Raw genomic sequence first — 17,735 nt, 5'->3', positions numbered from 1 at the left:
TAAAAGATGTTTAGTCGGGTGCAACTATGGCTTTACCTTTATCGCAATTGCCTCAGGAGATCTTTCGAGAGGTCCGGGATCGAAAATGGCTCATGTTTGCCATGTTTGTTTTGGTAAGTTTTGCGGTTCTGGGCGCCGGTTTTCTGTTCCCTTACAAATACCAGTCTGAAGTCGTCATTTTTGTGGATGACCGAAATATCATCGGTCCACTCATGGAAGGGCGTGCTGTCACAACGAAGATCAATGACCGCACATCCGCAGCAAAAGAACTTCTCCTGACTCGTAATGTGATAGAGAAGATTGCCGAGGACCCCTCTGTTTTCCCGAATGCTTCGATGGATACGCAGGGCGTAGAGCAGCGCATTTCGCGTATCCGCGGTGGTCTGTTTGTCCGGCCCCGTGGAGACAGCTATTTTAGCATCGGGTTTTCAGCGCATTCGCAGGTGGAGGCATTTCGAGTTGCGCAACGCCTGGGGCAGCTCTTCATTGCGGAGTCCAACGATAGAAAGAGATCTGAGAGCAGAAGTGCCTATGACTTCATCGATAAACAGGTCAAAAGTTATGAGGTTCAGCTCGCAGAAGTAGAAAACCAGCTAAAACAGTTCCTTTCTGAAAATACTGATGGCACAGAGAGCGAGGCAAATGCTCGCCTCGCGCAGCTCAGAAACCAACTGGAATTGGCAAAACTTGATAAAGAGGAACTAGAGGCCAGAGCCGGGTCCCTACGACAACAACTCTCAGGCGTTAGTCAAACCATAACAAGGCAAGGTAAAACGGAAGATGTTTACCGTGAGAGGATACAAGCTCTCGAGGAGCGTCTTGACAGTCTGAGGCTCCAGTATCATGACACCTACCCGGACATCGTAATTTTGCGAGAACAGATTGCAGAGCTACGCAAGCAGCGGGAGCTTAGCGGCGAGACTAACCAGGTCGAGACCAGCGAGGCTCAAGTGGAAGAAACCGTTAATCCGCTCTATCAGGAATTGAGCGCGGCTCTTTCCAAGGCGCGGGCTGATGTTGCCACAGCTGATACCAGAATTTCCTCTCTTGAGCGCTTGATTCAACAACAGAATCAACGCATGGAGCGGATCCAGGAAAACAAAGCGCAATACTCAGAGCTAACCCGCGATCTGGCCGTGAACCGTGAGATCTACGATGATCTCCTGAAGCGCCGTGAAAAGGCGCGTGTCTCAATGCACCTGGACATCGAAGGGCAGGGGCTCAACTACCGGATCAACGAAACCGCTCAATATCCGACCCAGCCTACGGGGCCCAAGTTCTCTAATTTTGCGGCGGCGGGTATCTTTCTTGGCGTATTGATGCCTTTTGGTCTGGTAGCGGGCTTGTTACAAATTGACCCTAGAATTCGTGCCAGGAAACAACTGGAGGAAGAACTTGGCTTGCCGGTACTGGCAGAAATACCCGAGGTTCGTACACCTTACGAAAAGCGGCGCAATAGACGGATTACCATTGTGGTCGGTGTCTTTGCCGTTTTAGTGATCTCGGCTTACTTAGCGATTGTAGTAGCAGCTCAATTAGGAGTCATTTGATGTCGGAATGGAAGAACGACAACGCAGGAGCTGATGCGCCCGACTCTCGGGAGGAGAATGTCGGCAGGCGTTCCGATAGTGATTCTGCAGTTGAGGAGCACGCGTACTTTCAGAAGCGAAAGGAAAGGCTGAAGAGGGAACTCGGCCATACGGAGGCCGATGATTCTCGCATGTTGGTGCCCAGTTCACTCGAGCTAGGCGCAGGTGCAGTCGACAGGTATGTGCTGAGTAAGCAAATCGTACGGATGCAGGAGCCGCGTCGTCTTACCCCGGACGATCTTGATGAGCGGAGAATTATTTATCCTGAATCCTCCAATCGTGCCCTGGTTAATAAATTCCGCGATCTCAGAACGAAGTTGCTTGAGGTGTCGGGTGGGAACAACTTCACCCTGGTGGTCAGCGGCGCCGCCGAGGGCGCAGGTTCCTCATTTGTAGCATTGAATCTCGCCGCTGCATTTGCATTTGATCAGGCAAAAACCGCATTGATTATCGACTGTAATTTACGGGAGCCATCCTTACATACCGTTCTTGATGTTATGCCTGATACTGGCTTGACGGATTTCCTCGATGACCCGGATTACGACATCGGCAGGATCCTGTATCCCACAGGGATCCCGAGACTGCGTCTGATACCGGCGGGCAGCCGGCGCGAAACGCCAGCCGAGTTCTTCACCTCTTTTCGGATGAAACAATTCCTACAGGCCATTCGCAGGCGCTACCCGGATCGCTTTATTGTGCTAGATACGGCCCCGATCTCGGAATCGCCGGACGCACGTATTCTGACAGAGCTTTGCGATTACGGAATGCTCGTTGTTCCACATGGCAGAATCACTCCAGCCACGGCCGAGCAGGCGGCAACAGCCTTCAATCCGGAAAAGTTTGTTGGAGCGATCATCAATGGATAGAACACCCGGAGAAGGGATGCTCCAGTCGAGAGCCAGGCTTACGCTAGCGTTGATTTTTGCTCTGTCACCTTTAGCCGCATCTGCGCAGTTGGAGCTTACAGGCGGGCAGTCCGCAAGGGCCACGGATAATGCCAGGAAAGCGGCGACGGCAGAGAACAGCGATCTGGAGAGCCGAACCTATCTGAAAGCCAGCTACGTTTCAGATCCGGGCCGATGTGAAGCAAGCTTCGCTGGCATCCTGGGCTATTCCATGTGGCAAGACGACTCGTTCGATAGTAAAAGCGACGGCACCATGGACCTGGATAGTCAATGTGAATTAACTACCGGCCTGTTCTGGGACCTTGATAACAATCTTCGCGAGGTTAGGCAGGATAGTACCGGGAGCGATACACCGTCTAACACCACGCAAAAGAACGTTTTTAGCACTGGGCCCAGATACATCTGGCGTGTGGGCGGCACTGATTCCATCGCCCTGGATACCAAATACGAGAACACGGAATTCAGTGAACCGGAAGAAACAGGCAGTGAGCGGTATGTAGGCTCCATTGCCTGGAACCACTTATTCAGCCAAACCCTGAGTGGTGGAGTTAGCCTGTTTGCCAGTCGCACCGAATTTGACTCCGGCGCCGAGGTTGATGTTGAAACATTGCGAGCCACTTTTCAAAAACGTTGGGCTACGACGGCGCTTTCCGGGGCTTTCGGTGTGAGCGAGATTGAAAGTGATTTCGGAGGCACAACCCGCTCCAGCGATGGCCTAGTTGGCGAGATAGACCTGACTCGCGCTTTGAATCCCAGTACGGACTGGTACCTGAGAGCGGCAAGGGAGTTGACAGACAGAACCTCAAGTTTCGACATACGGTTTGAGGACTTCGAATTTAATCTTAATGAAAGCCTAACGGTCCAAACCACGACACTCTCCACAGGTATTAACAAAGCATTCTCTGATCGAAGCAGCTTCAATGCCAAAGTATTCGCAAATCAGTCGGATCTGTTGGAAACCAATGAACTTGAAGAGAGTGCGGGTTTGGATGTTCGTTATTCCCGGGCTCTGAGTGAGCTGCTTACAGGCTTTGCAAGTCTTGGATACAGATACACCGCGTTTGAGGAGGATGAGTCTGATGATGAGACCATTAATCTTGAGCTCGGTCTCGACTATCAGGTAAGCCGTGATCTCAGCGTGACAGGGCAGCTTGGCCAGGAACAGAAAAACAGCGATGTCCCGAGTCGGGAATACGATGAGCTGTGGATCTTGGTTGGGGTTGAGTATCGATTCCGTTGAACGTCCATGGATGTACGTGAGGCTCTTGCTATGAAAGAACGAATCGAAAATGCACTGACTATCGACGTGGAAGATTACTTTCAGGTCGCCGCGCTGGCAGAAGCTGTCCGATATGACGACTGGGATTCCATGGAGTATCGGGTTGAAGCCAACACCGATCAAATTCTGGCGTTATTCGAAGAAGCCGATGTAAAGGCCACCTTTTTTACCTTGGGCTGGGTTGCAGAACGTTCGCCGAAGCTCGTAAAACGCATTGCAGATGCCGGACACGAGGTAGCCAGTCACGGTTACAGCCATCAACTGATATACAACCAGACCCCAGACGTCTTCCGGGAAGAGACCAGGCGTTCCAAAGCAATACTCGAAGAGATTCTTGGTAGGGCGGTTACAGGTTATCGAGCGGCAAGCTATTCCATTACCAATCAATCCCGTTGGGCACTGGACATATTGGCAGAGGAAGGTTTCATCTGGGATTCTTCCATTTTTCCTGTTCGTCATGATCGCTACGGGATGCCGGGAACGCCCCGCTGGCCCCATCGTTTGACGACCGATAAAGGCTATGAACTGGCCGAGTTCCCCTTGAGCACCCTGAAACTTCCCGGTTATACCCTGCCCATTGCCGGCGGCGGGTATTTCCGCTTGTTCCCCTACTGGTTCAGCGATTGGGGGTTGGGATCAATCAATCGGCAGGGGCAGCCCTTCGTGTTTTACCTTCACCCTGCGTATTCCAGACCAAGGTTGCCACTGATTCCAGACGAAGCCTGCCACCCATTCCACGCGAAAGCTGCCACTGATTCCACGGCAAAGCTGCCACCCTGGCAGGCTGCCTGATTTCCCCATCAAAACGTCCGGCGCGGGATAACTAACGGTACTCTGCTCCTTTTCATCCGGAGAGGGCCAGATGCCAGCGATGAGGTTATCCATGCGTAAAATCAAAGAAGTCCTTCGCCTCAAGTGGGAGCGAGGGCTGAGTAACCGGCAGGTTGCCGCAGCCTGCGGCATCAGTCGCCCCACTGTGAGCGAGTATCTGCGGCGTGCTGCTGAGGCGGAGCTTGGCTGGCCGCTGCCAGAGGATCTGAGTGAAGCCCAGCTGGAGCAACGGCTGTTCCCGCCACCACCGGATCTGCCGGCACAGGCCCGAGGCATTCCGGATTGGAAGCGAATCCACGATGAACTCCGGGGCAAGAACGTCACCCTGTTCCTGCTCTGGCAGGAGTACCGGGAAGCCAATCCGGATGGCTACCAGTACAGCTGGTTCTGCGAGCACTACCGGGCCTGGCAGGGCAAGCTGGATCTGGTGATGCGTCAGGACCACCGAGCCGGTGAAAAGCTGTTCGTGGACTATGCTGGGCACACGGTGCCCGTCATTGATCGCACCACCGGTGAGATCCATGAGGCGCAAGTCTTTGTGGCGGTGATGGGTGCGTCCAATTACACCTACGCCGAGGCCACCTGGAGCCAGACCCTGCCGGACTGGATCGGCTCTCACATCCGAGCCTTCGAGTTCCTGGGCGGCGTGCCGGAACTGGTGGTTCCGGATAACCTCCGTTCCGGCGTCAGCAAGGCCCATCGCTACGAGCCGGATCTCAATCCGACCTATCAGGATATGGCTAGCCATTATGGCGTGGCCGTTGTCCCCACACGGGTTCGCAAGCCCCGTGACAAGGCCAAGGTGGAAGGTGGCGTATTGATCGTTGAGCGCTGGATCCTGGCGGCCCTGCGCCATCGTCAGCACTTCTCCCTGGGGCAGCTCAACGCCACCATCCGTGAGCTGTTGGAGAAGCTCAATAGCCGCCCCTTCCGCAAGTTGCCCGGGTGCCGGCTTGATCACTTCAAACAGCTGGACCAGCCGGTTCTACAACCGCTACCCGCCGAGCCGTATGTCTACGCCGAGTGGAAAAAAGCCCGGGTACACATCGACTACCACGTGGCCATCGATGGGCACTACTACTCGGTGCCCTACACCCTGATCAAGAAAGAGGTGGAGGTCCGGATCACCCACAACACCATCGAATGCTTCCACCGGGGCAACCGGATCGCCAGCCACCGGCGTTCGGATCAGAAGGGTCGGCATAGCACCATCGCCGCTCACATGCCGGAGTCCCATCGCCAAGCCGGCGAGTGGACCCCAGAGCGACTGACCGCCTGGGCAGCCAAGACTGGACCGGCAACTGAAAAGCTTATCCGTACCGCGCTGGGGGCAAGAAAGCATCCGCAACAGGCCTATCGGTCCTGTCTGGGCATTCTCCGGCTGGGCCAGAGCTACGGCGAGGCACGATTAGAACGTGCCTGCCAACGCGCCCTGATGCTGGGCAGTTGCCGATACAAGAGCATCGAATCCATCCTCAAGCACCGCCTGGATGAGCAGCCCCTGGAAGAGCAACAAGAACTGGCCTTACCCGACACACACGACAACATCCGTGGCCCCGCCTACTACCACTGAAGGAACCTGACATGCTGAAACATCCCACGCTGGATAAGCTCCACGCCCTCAAACTGACCGGCATGGCCGCCGCCCTGGCGGATCAATCGGCCACCCCCGACATTACCGACCTGAGCTTCGAGGAGCGCCTTGGCCTGCTGGTCGACCGGGAAATGACGGAACGGGACAACCGACGCATGAGCAGCCGCCTGCGCCGGGCCAAGCTGCGACACGCCGCCATCCTCGAAGACATTGATTACCGGAACTCACGGGGCCTGGATAAAGGGCTTGTCCAGAGTCTGGCCAGCTGCCAGTGGGTGAAGGAACACCTGAACGTGCTCATCACCGGCCCGACTGGCGTCGGGAAAACCTGGTTGGCCTGTGCTCTGGCACACAAGGCCTGCCGGGAGGGTTACACCGCCCAGTACGTCCGCCTGACCCGGCTGCTACGAGAGCTGACCATCGCCAAGGGCGATGGCCAATACTCAAAGCTCCTGACCAGCCTGGCCAAGGTCGACGTGCTGATCCTGGATGACTGGGGGCTGATGAAGCTGAGCGCGGAGAACCGGCGGGACTTGCTGGAGGTGCTGGAAGACCGACATGGCCGGCGCTCCACCATCGCCACTAGCCAATTACCCATCGAGGAATGGCACGGCATCATCGGTGACGCCACTCTGGCAGATGCCATCCTGGACCGGCTCGTACACAACGCCTACAAGATCAATCTGCGGGGCGAATCCATGCGAAAACAGCAGGCAAAGTTGACGGGCACTGAGACTTCGGAGTAAGAAGAGAAACCCCGCGTCGCTACGCTCCGATGGGTGGCAGCCTTGCTCCGGTCCGGGTGGCAGGCTTCACGTGGAATGGGTGGCAACCTTCAGCGGTTTACGCATTCACCCCTGGGAAGTAGACCCGGGCCAACCGAGACTTGATGTGAAATGGTTTTCCCGGTTCAGGCATTACAACAATCTCGATGTTTGTGAACAGCGATTGGCTCAGCTGCTCAAGCGGTTCCGGTTTACCACCATGAGTCATGTCCTCCAGAGCCAGGGATTGCTGGACATTGGGTATGACACGGCCTCTTCCTCCTCGAACAGTGATCGCGGGTTGGAGACGAGCCAAATGCTGAAAACGTCCTGATTCCATGGAAGATCGTCAATGTTGACCACACTGTTCTGGCTCTCCTTGCTTATTCTGGTTTACGTTTACGCGGGGTATCCGTTACTCGTTCGGCTTCTCTCCTTGCTCAAGATGATGCCGGTGCAGCTAGACGATTCTTATCGCCCTTCAGTCAGCATCGTTATTGCCGCCTACAACGAATCAGCGGACATCGAAAACACCCTGGATAACAAGCTGAAGCAGGATTACCCCCTGGAGAAGATGGAGATCCTGGTTGTATCTGACGAGTCTGACGATGGCACCGATGAGATCATTGAAAGAAAAGCCAGAGACTCCGAGTGCCCTATCAAACTGATACGCCAAGTGCCTCGCCAGGGCAAAACGGCAGGATTGAATACCCTCATTGCTCAGGCCTGCGGAGAGATCATTCTTTTTTCAGATGCCAACTCCCAGTGGGATAAACATGCTGTTGCGAGGCTCGTGAGTAACTTCGCGGATCCAGATGTGGGCTACGTAACCGGAAAAATGGTCTATGTAAACGAAGATGGATCATTGGTGGGTGACGGTTGCAGTGCGTACATGAAATATGAGAACTGGCTGCGAGAGCATGAAACCCACCTGGGCTCCATTGTAGGCGTGGACGGCGGTATTGACGCCATGCGTAAGGCCTTGCATGTGCCTTTGCGGCCAGATCAACTGCCGGACTTTGTTCAACCATTGAAAGTGATAGAACAAGGCTACCGGGTTGTATACGAGCCGAGAGCCTTGCTCAAAGAGAACACCAACGAGGACAGCGGCAGCGAGTTCAGCATGCGGGTCCGGGTCGGGTTACGGGCTTTGTGGGCGCTAAAAGACATGTCGCACCTGATGAATCCGGTTCGGTTTGGCATGTTTTCCTTTCAGCTCATTTCACACAAGCTTTTGCGCTACTTAGCGTTTATACCGTTGGTTATTTTAAGCATGACTGCGTTATTGCTCTCGTTTGACGGTGGTATCTATACGGTCAGTTTTCTTGGACTTGTTGCGTTATATGTTCTTGGCTGGATAGGTGCGCGTTCAATAGACGCAGATAAGAAAAGCTCGGCATTTTATTCGGTGCCTTACTACTTTTTACTTCTCAATTTCTCATCTTTCAAAGCTACGGCTGCTTTTTTACGGGGAGAGAAGAAGGTCATCTGGAAGCCAAGGAAAGGTTGAGCGCTATTAAATGAAGGTTCTTCATCTCATTGACAGCGGAGGCCTATACGGCGCGGAGCGTATGTTGTTAACGCTTGCGGCAGAACAGCTAGCGCAGGGATTATCACCAATGATCTTGAGCGCTGGTGAGCCGCATCTCACTGATAAGGCGATTGAAATTGAAGCTAGGAAGCTGCGGATACCTGTGACCCCATGGCGTATGAAGCCGGGGTTTAACCTGAAGGAGGCTGCCGAAATACTCAGATGGGCCCGGGCTGAAAAATTCCAGGTGCTTCATTCCCATGGCTACAAATTTAATGTGCTCATGGGACTCTGGCCTGAGCACACTCGAAAGCTTCCCCTTATTGCAACGTTGCACGGCTATGTGAAAGGCCCTAGGTTCACCAAATCATGGCTCTATGAATCTGTGGACCGTGTGGTTCTCGCCCGAATGCGGCAAGTGGTATTGGTCTCAGAGGCAATGCGCAAACAAGTACCAAAGCGCATTGCGCATTCTAACAGCACTTCAGTAGTCGCCAATGGATTGAGCACACAAGCGGTACTGGAGATGGCATCCCTTCCTATTCCAGAGACGATCGAGGCGTTCTTAGGCGTTCGTGACGGATTCGTTCTGGGAGTTGGGCGCTTGTCCGCAGAGAAAGGTTTTGATCGTCTGATAGCCGCATTTGCAGTTTTGCGGAAGCAGCATCCGCGCCTGGGTCTCGTCATTGTTGGAGAGGGTAAGCAAAGGGCTGCACTCCAAGAGCAGGCCAAGGAGCTTGGTATTTCGGATGATGTTCTTTTTCCTGGCTACGTCCAGCCTGTCCCTGCATTAATGAAGCGGGCCTCGGTGTTGTGCATGCCCTCGTTAACCGAAGGTTTACCGATCACCCTGCTTGAGGCAATGACGTTAGAGGTACCGGTCGTTGCCTGTAACGTTGGAGAAATTGCGAATGTTCTTGGTCAGGGAAAAGGTGGTCGTGTGTTCCACTATAGGGACCCTGAGATGCTGGCGGCCCAACTCGAATCCGTTGTTTCGGGAGGTACCGAGGTTTCGGAGAAAATCCGATGGGCCTCACACAGGGTGGAATCTGATTTTTCCAGTAGATCAATGACCGAAAGTTACACCCGGATATACCAGTGTGCTCTGAAATGAAACTCGGAATTATCATGGATCGTTACGACAACCCCTACGCGGGCACGGAAAGCCAGGTGCTGAAGCTTGTTGAGGGGCTGAGAGATAGCGGCTGGCAGATTCGCTTTGCTGTGTTCCGGAGCACCGACTATTCACTGAGTAACGATTTCCCCGTCCCTGTTGACCACCTTGGCGTGCAGAGCCTGTCCAATCCGGGGAGCTGGCTGAGGGTCTATCAATATGCCAGAGACTTGCGTGCTGAGGGGTATGGGTTGGTTCATGGTTTCTTTAACGATACCTCCGTGATTTGCCCTCCAATGATGCGATTGGCCGGAGTCAGAACCGTGATTTCCCGTCGCGATATGGGGTACTGGTATACCTCAAAGTATTTGAGAGCTCTGAGACAGACTGGCCGGTGGGTAGATGCGGTGATCTGCAATAGCCAGGCCGTTGCAGCGATTACCTCAGAGATGGAAGGTATCGAATCCAAACGGGTGAATGTTATCTACAACGGCTATCCTGAGACGACTCTGCCGATAAAGGTTCAGCAGCACCGAGTTGATGACAAGGAGCGCCCGGTTGTTATTGGAATTGTTGCCAACCTTCGGCCAATAAAGCGCATTCATGATCTTATCGAAGCGACGGCCGGCCTGATATCAGATGGACATCATGTTGAACTTCGTGTGGTTGGGGGAGGGGACCAATCGCCATATCTTTCCCAGATCCGCAGCCTGGGAATTGAATCCAGTGTGTCCCTGTTAGGAAGTCAGGCTGATCCCGAACGGCACATTAGGGCTTTTGATATTGCTGTGCTTTGCTCAGAGACGGAGGGCTTCTCCAACGCCCTTATTGAGTATATGCGCTGCGGTAAACCCGTGGTATGCACCAGAACAGGAGGCAACCCGGAAATTGTAGAAGATGGAGTGGCGGGCTATCTGGTGCCGGTTGGAGACGTTCCGGCGCTGTCAACTTACCTTAGAATGCTCGTAAATGATCCCGACCTCCGGGCACGAATGGGGCAGGCCAGCTATGCGCAAGTGCGGCACCGCTACTCTATCGACACCATGTTGACTCAACACATCGAGTTGTACACTAGTATCTTATCAGGGAGGGATAGAACATGATGCAGACCTTGTCCAAGCACGTGTTTTACCCTCTCTGGGATTTGAAGGATCGGAGCCACCGGCTGCAGGAGTGGAAGCGTCTCGAAGAGCAGCAATGGTGGCCGCAACGGCAGTTGAAGGCCTATCAATGGGAGCGTCTGCAGACATTGTTAGGTTACGCAGGTAGCCATAGCCCTTACTACAGAGATCTGTTTGTCGCCAATCAGATCAACCCTGAAAAGATCCTTTCCGAGGCAGACTTCCGAAAGATTCCTGTAACAACGAAGAAGGACATTCGGGGTCACCTCGACCAGTTCATTAGCGATGACTTCAACAAAAACTCCTTGGTATCCGCAAAAACCGGCGGTTCAACCGGAGTTTCCCTGAATCTCTATTTTGACGAAGCGTGCCAGGAGCAACGCAATGCGGCGCAACTAATGGCGGACCGCTGGGCAGGCTGGGACCTTGGCATGAAAAGGGCCGCGGTGTGGGGCAACCCTCCTGTAGCTCGGACTTTTAAACAGAAGATTCGGCTCCATTTGCTCGATCGCACAATTTATCTGGATACGATGAACCTCAACGACCATTCCATGGCAACTTTTGTCGAACGTTGGGCCAAAGAGCAGCCGGAAGCAGTGTTTGGACATGCTCACTCGATCTACTTGTTTGCTCGTTATCTCCGGAAGATGGGTGTAACTACCTGCCGCCCAAAAGCAATCGTTGCAACATCCATGATGCTTCTGGAACACGAGCGACACCTCATTGAAGACGCGTTTCAATGCAAGGTCACTAACCGCTACGGATGCGAGGAGGTCGGCTTGATAGCCTGCGAATGTGAGCAGCATCAGGGGATGCATATGAATCTGCCACATGTCTACGTTGAGTTTCTGGATGCTAATGATCAACCAGTCAAAGCCGGGGAACCGGGCAAGATTGTGGTGACTGATTTGAATAACAAGGCGATGCCCCTGATTCGCTATCGGGTTGAGGATGTGGGCGTCTTTTCGGAAGAACCTTGCGAATGCGGACGAGGCTTTCCGATACTGAAAAACCTTGAAGGGCGGGTAGCGGACTTTCTAAAGCTGCCAGATGGCGGTCAGGTAGCGGGTATCTCCCTGGTGGAGAGAACATTGACGCGAGTGCCGGGTATCGAGCAAATGCAACTGGTACAGGACCGCCTGGATCATATTCTTATTCATCGTGTGAAAGGCCACGACTATACGCAGGTTACCGATGCTGCACTGTTACAAGCGATGCGCGAAACCTTCGGTGAACAGATAGCTCTGGATATCGTGGACGTAGTGCGAATTCCCCAAGAGCCCTCTGGCAAATACAGGTTTTCCATATGCAAGGTGTAACTCCAGGTCAGCAGCCTTTGGTGAGTGTTGTCATCGCCACTTTTAATATGGGGCAATACCTTCCGGAGGCGATCGACTCGGTATTGGCGCAGGCATGGAAAAATCTAGAGATCATAGTGGTCGACGATGGCTCCAGCGACAACACAGCGGAGGTAATGGCGCGTTTCAAACCTGACCAACGGGTTCGCTACATCCAGACAGAGAATCGAGGTCAGCCCAAGGCCAAGAATCTTGGCCTCCAGGAGGCGGTTGGCGATTTCATCGCGTTCTGCGACGCAGACGATCTATGGCACCCCGAAAAGTTAAGCATGCAGATACCGCTGTTTGCGCAAGAAGATGTAGGTGTTGTTTACAGCGAAGTGTCATACATTGATCAACACAGCGTAAAGGTGACGAAACCGCAGCCTTATATCCGGCACAGTGGCCAGGTAACGCACCACCTGGTGATCAAGAACTTCATTCCTTTTGGTACGGCCGTTATCCGCCGAGCCTGTATTGAGAAGAACGGGGTTTTTGACGAAGCTCTACCTATGGGCATCGATTGGGATCTCTGGTTGCGATATTCCGTCGACTGGCAGTTTCGCTACTTGCCCGAGAAAACCTATATCTACCGGATCTGGGCAGGCCAGATGTCCAAGAACTATCGTGGGCGTTACGACAACGCATTCCGGATACTGAATAAATTCCTTGGACAACACCCCAATAAACTCCCTGATGATCTCATCGCCAGAGCCTGGGCTGATATGTATGTAAGCCGCGGGATGGCAATTGCAGGAGCGGAAAAAACGTTTGCCGAGCCCCTCCGGGATATCCTGGCCGGCTTGCGAAAGGATTCTACCTACTGGCCAGCCTGGCGTTCTTTGGCAAAGTTGATGCTAAGGAGGGTTTGAGACCATGACACTAAATCAGTTCATCTATCGAATGTCACGGCCTCTGGGCGGGCTACAGCTTGCGAAGTTCCTCTCCCGGAACCACCCCAAAATTTTAATGTACCATCGGATTACCGAAGATCCGACAGGTGAGGGGCTAACTGCTGACCAGTTTCGGCAGCAGGTCACTGTAATCAAACGCGATTTCACCCCTATGACCCTTCAAAACCTGTTGAAGGCGCATGAAAACGGAAAGGTTCCAAAGAACGCGGTCGTTGTAACCTTTGATGACGGATACAGAGACTTCAAAGATATAGCTTACCCCATCCTTACGGAATACGATGTTCCGGTGACGCTTTTTATAACTACTGGTTTCATCAATAAAGATATTTGGCTGTGGCCTGATCAAATCAAGTATTGTCTCCAACGTACGGATATGGAGAGCGTGTCGGTCGGAAAAGAGCGAATAACAATAACTATAAGAGGTCGAGCAGAAAAAGCCTGGAATGAGATAGCTGACTATTGCTTGGAGATTCCAAATGAGGAAAGGGTTGACCTGATTAACAATATCTATGATCAGCTAAAAGTTGCCTATCCAGATTCAGTGCCTCAAAATTACGACTCACTTTCGTGGAACGATCTTCGGGAGCTTTTGGAGCGTGGAGTTGATATTGGAAGCCATTCAGTAAACCATCCAATATTAACAAGAATGCCCTTAAATGAAGTCAAGTGTGAAGTAGAAGAGTCAAGAAAACTAATATTAAAAGAGCTTGGTCAGGAGCCTACTGTATTCTGTTATCCGAATGGCACAGAGAGAGACTTCAACGAATCAATTAAAAGGATAATCGATCTAGCCGGCTATAAATATGCCATTACAGCTATTGGAGAAAGATTTAATCTTAGTGATAGGTTTGAGATAGGCCGATATGGTGTGGGGCGATCTTTTGAGGACTTTGAGAAAAAAGTGTTTGGGTTGACTTACATCTCAGACAGATTTATGAGAAGGGAGCTTGGTTGATGCTTGAAACCAGATTATGGATAACTTGGGAGCGTCAGCCGAGGAACCGCTCAATGGCGAATCGCCTGAAAGCAGATTTGGAAGAGGTCGTCGTAGAAAAAAGTAGAATTCAAAGGTATGCATTATCAATCGTCAAAACGGTTTTAATTATTAATCGGGTGCAGCCAAGGATATTGTTTGTTCAAAATCCTTCTATAGTACTTTCTTTTATTGCGGTCTTCTTAAGGATATATTTTAATTACAAGCTTGTTGTTGACCAGCATAATGCCGGAATATACCCACTTGAAGGAAAGAGTAATGTACTTAATTTTCTGTCCGCTTGGATTTTAAGAAAGGCAGACCTTAACATAGTTACCAATGACGAGCTACTAGATGTTGTCGAGTCACTTGGCGGAAGAGCAATTGTTGCTCCAGACCCACTTCCAGAAATGCCCATAGATCAGTCCATTAAATTTGCAAAATTTGATAAAAGCCAATTTAACATAGTATTTATATGTAGTTGGGACAATGATGAGCCGTATAACGAGGTTATCGAGAGCGCGAGTCTTCTTCTGGGTGAGCGTGTAGAAATATATATCACTGGGAATTATAGAAAAAAGTTATCATTTGAAGATTTGAAGAAAATCCCGGATAACGTAAATCTGCTCGGGTTTATCAGTTACGCTGAGTACTGCGCCCTCCTAAATGTGTCAAGCGCCGTGATTGTTTTGACAAAACGTAAAAGTTGTATTAACTGTGGGATATATGAGGCTTTGGCTCTTGGTAAGCCCGGCGTTGTCACAAAAGATAAGCAAATAGAAAAGATTTTTTACCGAGGTTATTCTTTTTCTGAAATAGATCCCGTGTCTATCACAAAAAATATCAAATATATCATTAACAATTATGAGAAATTAATAAAAGATGTTTTCTTAATGAAAATGGATTTTGAGTCTCATCATTCGACTGTGATTAGGGAGATCAATAATGCTATTTCGAGGCTATAAGCAGGGGGTGGGCTCATATTTTTTAAAAACAAAGTTAAAGGGCGAAAACTTTCTTAAAGAAAAAAATATTTCATCCATTGTTTCAATAGTCAAGGCGATGTTTTCTATTCTGGCCAAGGATCCAAGGAAAAAACTAAATGGTGTAAGCAATTTATTTTGTCACTATCCCAATTTAATGTCGTTCAGATATATAAGGAAGACAATTTTTGGCTGGGCGAATCGGGATGAAGAGGTTGCTGAAATAGAGCTTTCCAATTCGATAATTTTAAAAGACTATGTTTCTCCAAGAGAAAAGGGCATTATTCTAATTTCATTTGAGAGAGAGTTGGGAAAGTTGTGTAATAAGCGAGTTCTCGAGGAGATTGAGGATCGGTATCACGTTATTTTTTTACCGTCGTGGACTGGTTTGTTCTCTCCAGAGATATTGTGTTTTGCCAGTATGGCAAAACAGACGTGGTTTGTGATGCCAGTCCATAAAAAAGAGCATAAATATTGTCAGTATTTAGGCGGCTTTTGTGTGCCACTAGAATATAATGCGGCCAGCTGGGTGAATGATGAATTATTTAGTCCGACTGACGTTGAAAGAGATATCGACTGTTTGATCGTAGCAAATTTTGCAAGTTTTAAACGTCATTGGATTCTTTTTGATGCTATTTCTAATATTCAAGAAAATTTGACCGTTTATTGCGTTGGAGTAAGTTGGGGTGGCAGGACAAAGACGGAAATCGAAGCTGAGGCCGAATTATTTGGTGTTTTAGATAGAGTTGAAGTTGTCGAGTCACCCACACAAGAAATTCTACGTGAATATTATAGAAGGGCGAAGATTTTTTGTGCTCTGTCATATAGAGAGGGCTCATTTATTGCTGTGGCTGAAGCGTTGATTTCTGGAACGCCCGTTGTGATGTTTGAAAATTCCCATATTGGAACTAGGTCCCTATTGAATCCTGACAATAGTTTTATTGTGCGATCAGTTACGGAGCTTTCCGAGGCAATTAAGAGGCGAGGTCAGTTCGACAATCATGCAATACGGCAAGCAGCCGTTCAGGAAAATTCAGCTAAAGTAAACTCAAAACGTTTAAATAAAGATCTTCGCAAACATATTCTCGCGAAAGAATCTCAAGAATGGACTAGGGATATATCTTCATTCTATAGTGTTAGGCTATCATTCATGTACGCAGACGTCAGTAAATGCTATGATAGTTCCTCTCGCTACCTGGAGTTCGATAATTTTCTACTGAAAATATGAATTGGGAATGAAATCCATTATAAGCGGCTACGAGTTATCACCAAACGTTACACCTGTGATGTGGTGAGTCGTTCGATTTTCGTCAATAATGTGATTATGGTGGTTTTTACTCTGAGAAGGGATATAAAAATGACTGATCTGATATCTCGATGGCTTACACTAATTCTGCTTGGCTTGCCAATGTTAGCAATCTCGGAGCCTAGGTTATTGTTTTCGGAGGATTTCGAGACTGGTGTAAATAATGCCGAAATCCTTGATGGTGGCGTTATTACAGACCATATGCCTTCAAGCGGCAGTTTTTCTGCGCGGGTCAATCTGTTTGAGGGAAGCAACGATCCCCTGGTAAAATTCCCGGAGAATAGGTCGACAGTTCGAACTACGTCAACTGCAGTTCGTGATAATTATCCTGAGGTTCTTTACATCAGCTACGATTTTAGATTTGACGACGCTTTGTGGAGGAAAAGCGATGGCCAACCATATTCGTGGGGTGGGGGTACCCAGTCGGACATCGCCGTCCTCACGAAGGGTGGCTACTATGGTAAGTATCGAGAGATAGTGCAACAAGGGTTTTACTTGGTTTGGGGCGGTGGACCCAATGGCAGGATTACATTTGGTGACAATAGTAGTGGCGGACAAGCCTGGGATAGTTCTTGGAATGAACGTGATTGGTCGCCTGGTGGAAAATTAATATATTTGAAAACCGGTCATCCATTTGGCGCAAATGGAAAATGGAATAAGTTTGAAATGGAGTTGGACCACAGCGGGACTCAGGACTATATCAGAGCGAAGATTTGGGTGAACGGCCATGCAGCAAAAGATGAAAGGTATGCGCCTGACTCAAATGACAACTATTTTAGATTACCACGCGGCTTCGTGGTAGAACAGTTTTCAACCTCCTATGCATCCCCACAAGATCTTTCCAACTCAAAAAATAGAGGAGGGTATGCGGGTGGTTTGCAGATAGATAATATCTCTGTTTGGGCAGGAAGTCCGAAATCTCGCGCCCCCACTCCTCCAGTTGATATCTCTGTGGAATAACCTTAGGTGTGACTGTTTTTAGTTCAGTTTGTATTTGGAAGATAATGATAAGAGTATACTCAAGTCTGTAGATTTCTTATTGTCCGATCAACATCAGCTGTGCTATCGAGATATTTAGCTGCTGAGTAGCTTTTTGGTATGGGAGTGTAAACGTTTAAGAAATCGTGCGTTTACACAATACGGGGCAATGGGGGTATCGGCCATAGCGTTCGGACCTTTATTGCCCACTCTAGTAGTGCAACCGTTGGCGGTTGTTCTATCGACGGCTGAGTGAAGCATTTTGCACATTCTTTTTTACTGCTCTCTCGCTCTGCCTCTAGGTTTTGGTTACGCATTTACCCTGCCATTATGCTTCTTTGGCGCTTCAACTTGATGTTGCCATTGTCGGAGGACGCCTCAAAAGGTTTTATTGAGTGGCAGTATCGGCAATCGTTTCATAAATCAGCTCTGGAAATATGAGTATTTTTTCAACTGAGTGTGATGTAGCCGCGGTTGTTCTGGGACTCGCAGTACCATACTTCGGGCGTTTTTCGA

General features: G+C 50.3%; 16 protein-coding genes. All 16 read left to right on the top strand.

Features of this window, described 5'->3' with window-relative positions; all coding sequences use genetic code 11:
* Positions 1-26 precede the first annotated feature (26 nt).
* The 16 genes from SIC15_RS10955 to SIC15_RS10880 all read left to right on the top strand — a co-directional run bounded on the left by SIC15_RS10955 (position 27) and on the right by SIC15_RS10880 (position 17,201).
* Positions 27-1,550, top strand: a complete 1,524-nt coding sequence (locus SIC15_RS10955) for an XrtA system polysaccharide chain length determinant (RefSeq protein WP_412535873.1) — start codon at positions 27-29, stop codon at positions 1,548-1,550.
* Positions 1,550-2,455, top strand: a complete 906-nt coding sequence (locus SIC15_RS10950; RefSeq protein ID WP_412535872.1) for a polysaccharide biosynthesis protein — start codon at positions 1,550-1,552, stop codon at positions 2,453-2,455. The genes SIC15_RS10955 and SIC15_RS10950 overlap by 1 nt, the downstream gene beginning before the upstream one ends.
* Before the next feature lie 16 nt (positions 2,456-2,471).
* Entirely contained in the window at positions 2,472-3,734 is a 1,263-nt protein-coding gene (locus SIC15_RS10945; protein ID WP_412535871.1) for an outer membrane beta-barrel protein, read from the top strand.
* Between the two features lie 30 nt (positions 3,735-3,764).
* Positions 3,765-4,565, top strand: a complete 801-nt coding sequence (locus tag SIC15_RS10940) for an XrtA system polysaccharide deacetylase (RefSeq protein WP_412535870.1) — start codon at positions 3,765-3,767, stop codon at positions 4,563-4,565.
* A 70-nt stretch (positions 4,566-4,635) separates the two neighbouring features.
* A complete protein-coding gene (istA, locus tag SIC15_RS10935; protein ID WP_053114397.1) occupies positions 4,636-6,177 on the top strand; it encodes an IS21-like element ISSpu5 family transposase in 1,542 nt (513 codons plus the stop codon).
* A gap of 11 nt (positions 6,178-6,188) precedes the next feature.
* The gene (gene istB, locus SIC15_RS10930) at positions 6,189-6,944 is read left to right on the top strand and encodes an IS21-like element ISSpu5 family helper ATPase IstB (RefSeq protein ID WP_008170042.1); all 756 of its coding nucleotides are present in this window, start codon (positions 6,189-6,191) and stop codon (positions 6,942-6,944) included.
* Between the two features lie 70 nt (positions 6,945-7,014).
* Positions 7,015-7,296 carry a DUF3473 domain-containing protein gene (locus SIC15_RS10925; protein WP_412535869.1) on the top strand — a complete coding sequence of 94 codons (282 nt, stop codon included), beginning with the start codon at positions 7,015-7,017 and terminating at the stop codon, positions 7,294-7,296.
* A gap of 18 nt (positions 7,297-7,314) precedes the next feature.
* Positions 7,315-8,472 carry a glycosyltransferase family 2 protein gene (locus SIC15_RS10920; protein ID WP_412535868.1) on the top strand — a complete coding sequence of 386 codons (1,158 nt, stop codon included), beginning with the start codon at positions 7,315-7,317 and terminating at the stop codon, positions 8,470-8,472.
* Between the two features lie 10 nt (positions 8,473-8,482).
* Positions 8,483-9,607: a glycosyltransferase gene (locus SIC15_RS10915; protein WP_412535867.1), complete on the top strand. Its 1,125-nt coding sequence runs from the start codon at positions 8,483-8,485 to the stop codon at positions 9,605-9,607.
* A 14-nt stretch (positions 9,608-9,621) separates the two neighbouring features.
* Positions 9,622-10,710 carry a glycosyltransferase gene (locus tag SIC15_RS10910; protein ID WP_412535866.1) on the top strand — a complete coding sequence of 363 codons (1,089 nt, stop codon included), beginning with the start codon at positions 9,622-9,624 and terminating at the stop codon, positions 10,708-10,710.
* On the top strand, positions 10,707-12,047 hold the full coding sequence (locus SIC15_RS10905; RefSeq protein ID WP_412535865.1) for a phenylacetate--CoA ligase family protein: 1,341 nt from the start codon (positions 10,707-10,709) through the stop codon (positions 12,045-12,047). The genes SIC15_RS10910 and SIC15_RS10905 overlap by 4 nt, the downstream gene beginning before the upstream one ends.
* Positions 12,035-12,937, top strand: coding sequence for a glycosyltransferase family 2 protein (locus SIC15_RS10900; protein WP_412535864.1), 903 nt, complete (start codon positions 12,035-12,037; stop codon positions 12,935-12,937). Before SIC15_RS10905 ends, SIC15_RS10900 begins: the two co-directional genes overlap by 13 nt.
* 4 nt (positions 12,938-12,941) lie before the next feature.
* On the top strand, positions 12,942-13,934 hold the full coding sequence (locus tag SIC15_RS10895; RefSeq protein ID WP_412535863.1) for a polysaccharide deacetylase family protein: 993 nt from the start codon (positions 12,942-12,944) through the stop codon (positions 13,932-13,934).
* The gene (locus tag SIC15_RS10890) at positions 13,934-14,917 is read left to right on the top strand and encodes a glycosyltransferase (RefSeq protein ID WP_412535862.1); all 984 of its coding nucleotides are present in this window, start codon (positions 13,934-13,936) and stop codon (positions 14,915-14,917) included. Before SIC15_RS10895 ends, SIC15_RS10890 begins: the two co-directional genes overlap by 1 nt.
* Positions 14,898-16,163 carry a glycosyltransferase gene (locus SIC15_RS10885; RefSeq protein ID WP_412535861.1) on the top strand — a complete coding sequence of 422 codons (1,266 nt, stop codon included), beginning with the start codon at positions 14,898-14,900 and terminating at the stop codon, positions 16,161-16,163. The genes SIC15_RS10890 and SIC15_RS10885 overlap by 20 nt, the downstream gene beginning before the upstream one ends.
* A 129-nt stretch (positions 16,164-16,292) precedes the next feature.
* Complete coding sequence (locus tag SIC15_RS10880; protein ID WP_412535860.1) at positions 16,293-17,201, top strand: hypothetical protein; 909 nt, start codon at positions 16,293-16,295, stop codon at positions 17,199-17,201.
* Positions 17,202-17,735 lie beyond the last annotated feature (534 nt).

Source organism: Marinobacter sp. MIT932201 (assembly GCF_047123295.1).
Classification (GTDB): Bacteria; Pseudomonadota; Gammaproteobacteria; order Pseudomonadales; family Oleiphilaceae; genus Marinobacter; species Marinobacter salsuginis.
This window is presented reverse-complemented; position numbering and strand designations above follow the sequence as displayed.

Excerpts from the sequence above, each read along its gene's own strand:
- SIC15_RS10885 (WP_412535861.1), top strand. The coding sequence starts at position 14,898 with ATGCTATTTCGAGGCTATAAGCAGGGGGTGGGCTCATATTTTTTAAAA.
- SIC15_RS10920 (WP_412535868.1), top strand. The coding sequence starts at position 7,315 with ATGTTGACCACACTGTTCTGGCTCTCCTTGCTTATTCTGGTTTACGTT.
- SIC15_RS10910 (WP_412535866.1), top strand. The coding sequence starts at position 9,622 with ATGGATCGTTACGACAACCCCTACGCGGGCACGGAAAGCCAGGTGCTG.
- istA (WP_053114397.1), top strand. The coding sequence starts at position 4,636 with ATGCCAGCGATGAGGTTATCCATGCGTAAAATCAAAGAAGTCCTTCGC.
- SIC15_RS10950 (WP_412535872.1), top strand. The coding sequence starts at position 1,550 with ATGTCGGAATGGAAGAACGACAACGCAGGAGCTGATGCGCCCGACTCT.
- SIC15_RS10900 (WP_412535864.1), top strand. The coding sequence starts at position 12,035 with ATGCAAGGTGTAACTCCAGGTCAGCAGCCTTTGGTGAGTGTTGTCATC.
- istB (WP_008170042.1), top strand. The coding sequence starts at position 6,189 with ATGCTGAAACATCCCACGCTGGATAAGCTCCACGCCCTCAAACTGACC.
- SIC15_RS10905 (WP_412535865.1), top strand. The coding sequence starts at position 10,707 with ATGATGCAGACCTTGTCCAAGCACGTGTTTTACCCTCTCTGGGATTTG.
- SIC15_RS10890 (WP_412535862.1), top strand. The coding sequence starts at position 13,934 with ATGCTTGAAACCAGATTATGGATAACTTGGGAGCGTCAGCCGAGGAAC.
- SIC15_RS10895 (WP_412535863.1), top strand. The coding sequence starts at position 12,942 with ATGACACTAAATCAGTTCATCTATCGAATGTCACGGCCTCTGGGCGGG.
- SIC15_RS10945 (WP_412535871.1), top strand. The coding sequence starts at position 2,472 with ATGCTCCAGTCGAGAGCCAGGCTTACGCTAGCGTTGATTTTTGCTCTG.
- SIC15_RS10915 (WP_412535867.1), top strand. The coding sequence starts at position 8,483 with ATGAAGGTTCTTCATCTCATTGACAGCGGAGGCCTATACGGCGCGGAG.
- SIC15_RS10880 (WP_412535860.1), top strand. The coding sequence starts at position 16,293 with ATGACTGATCTGATATCTCGATGGCTTACACTAATTCTGCTTGGCTTG.
- SIC15_RS10955 (WP_412535873.1), top strand. The coding sequence starts at position 27 with ATGGCTTTACCTTTATCGCAATTGCCTCAGGAGATCTTTCGAGAGGTC.
- SIC15_RS10940 (WP_412535870.1), top strand. The coding sequence starts at position 3,765 with ATGAAAGAACGAATCGAAAATGCACTGACTATCGACGTGGAAGATTAC.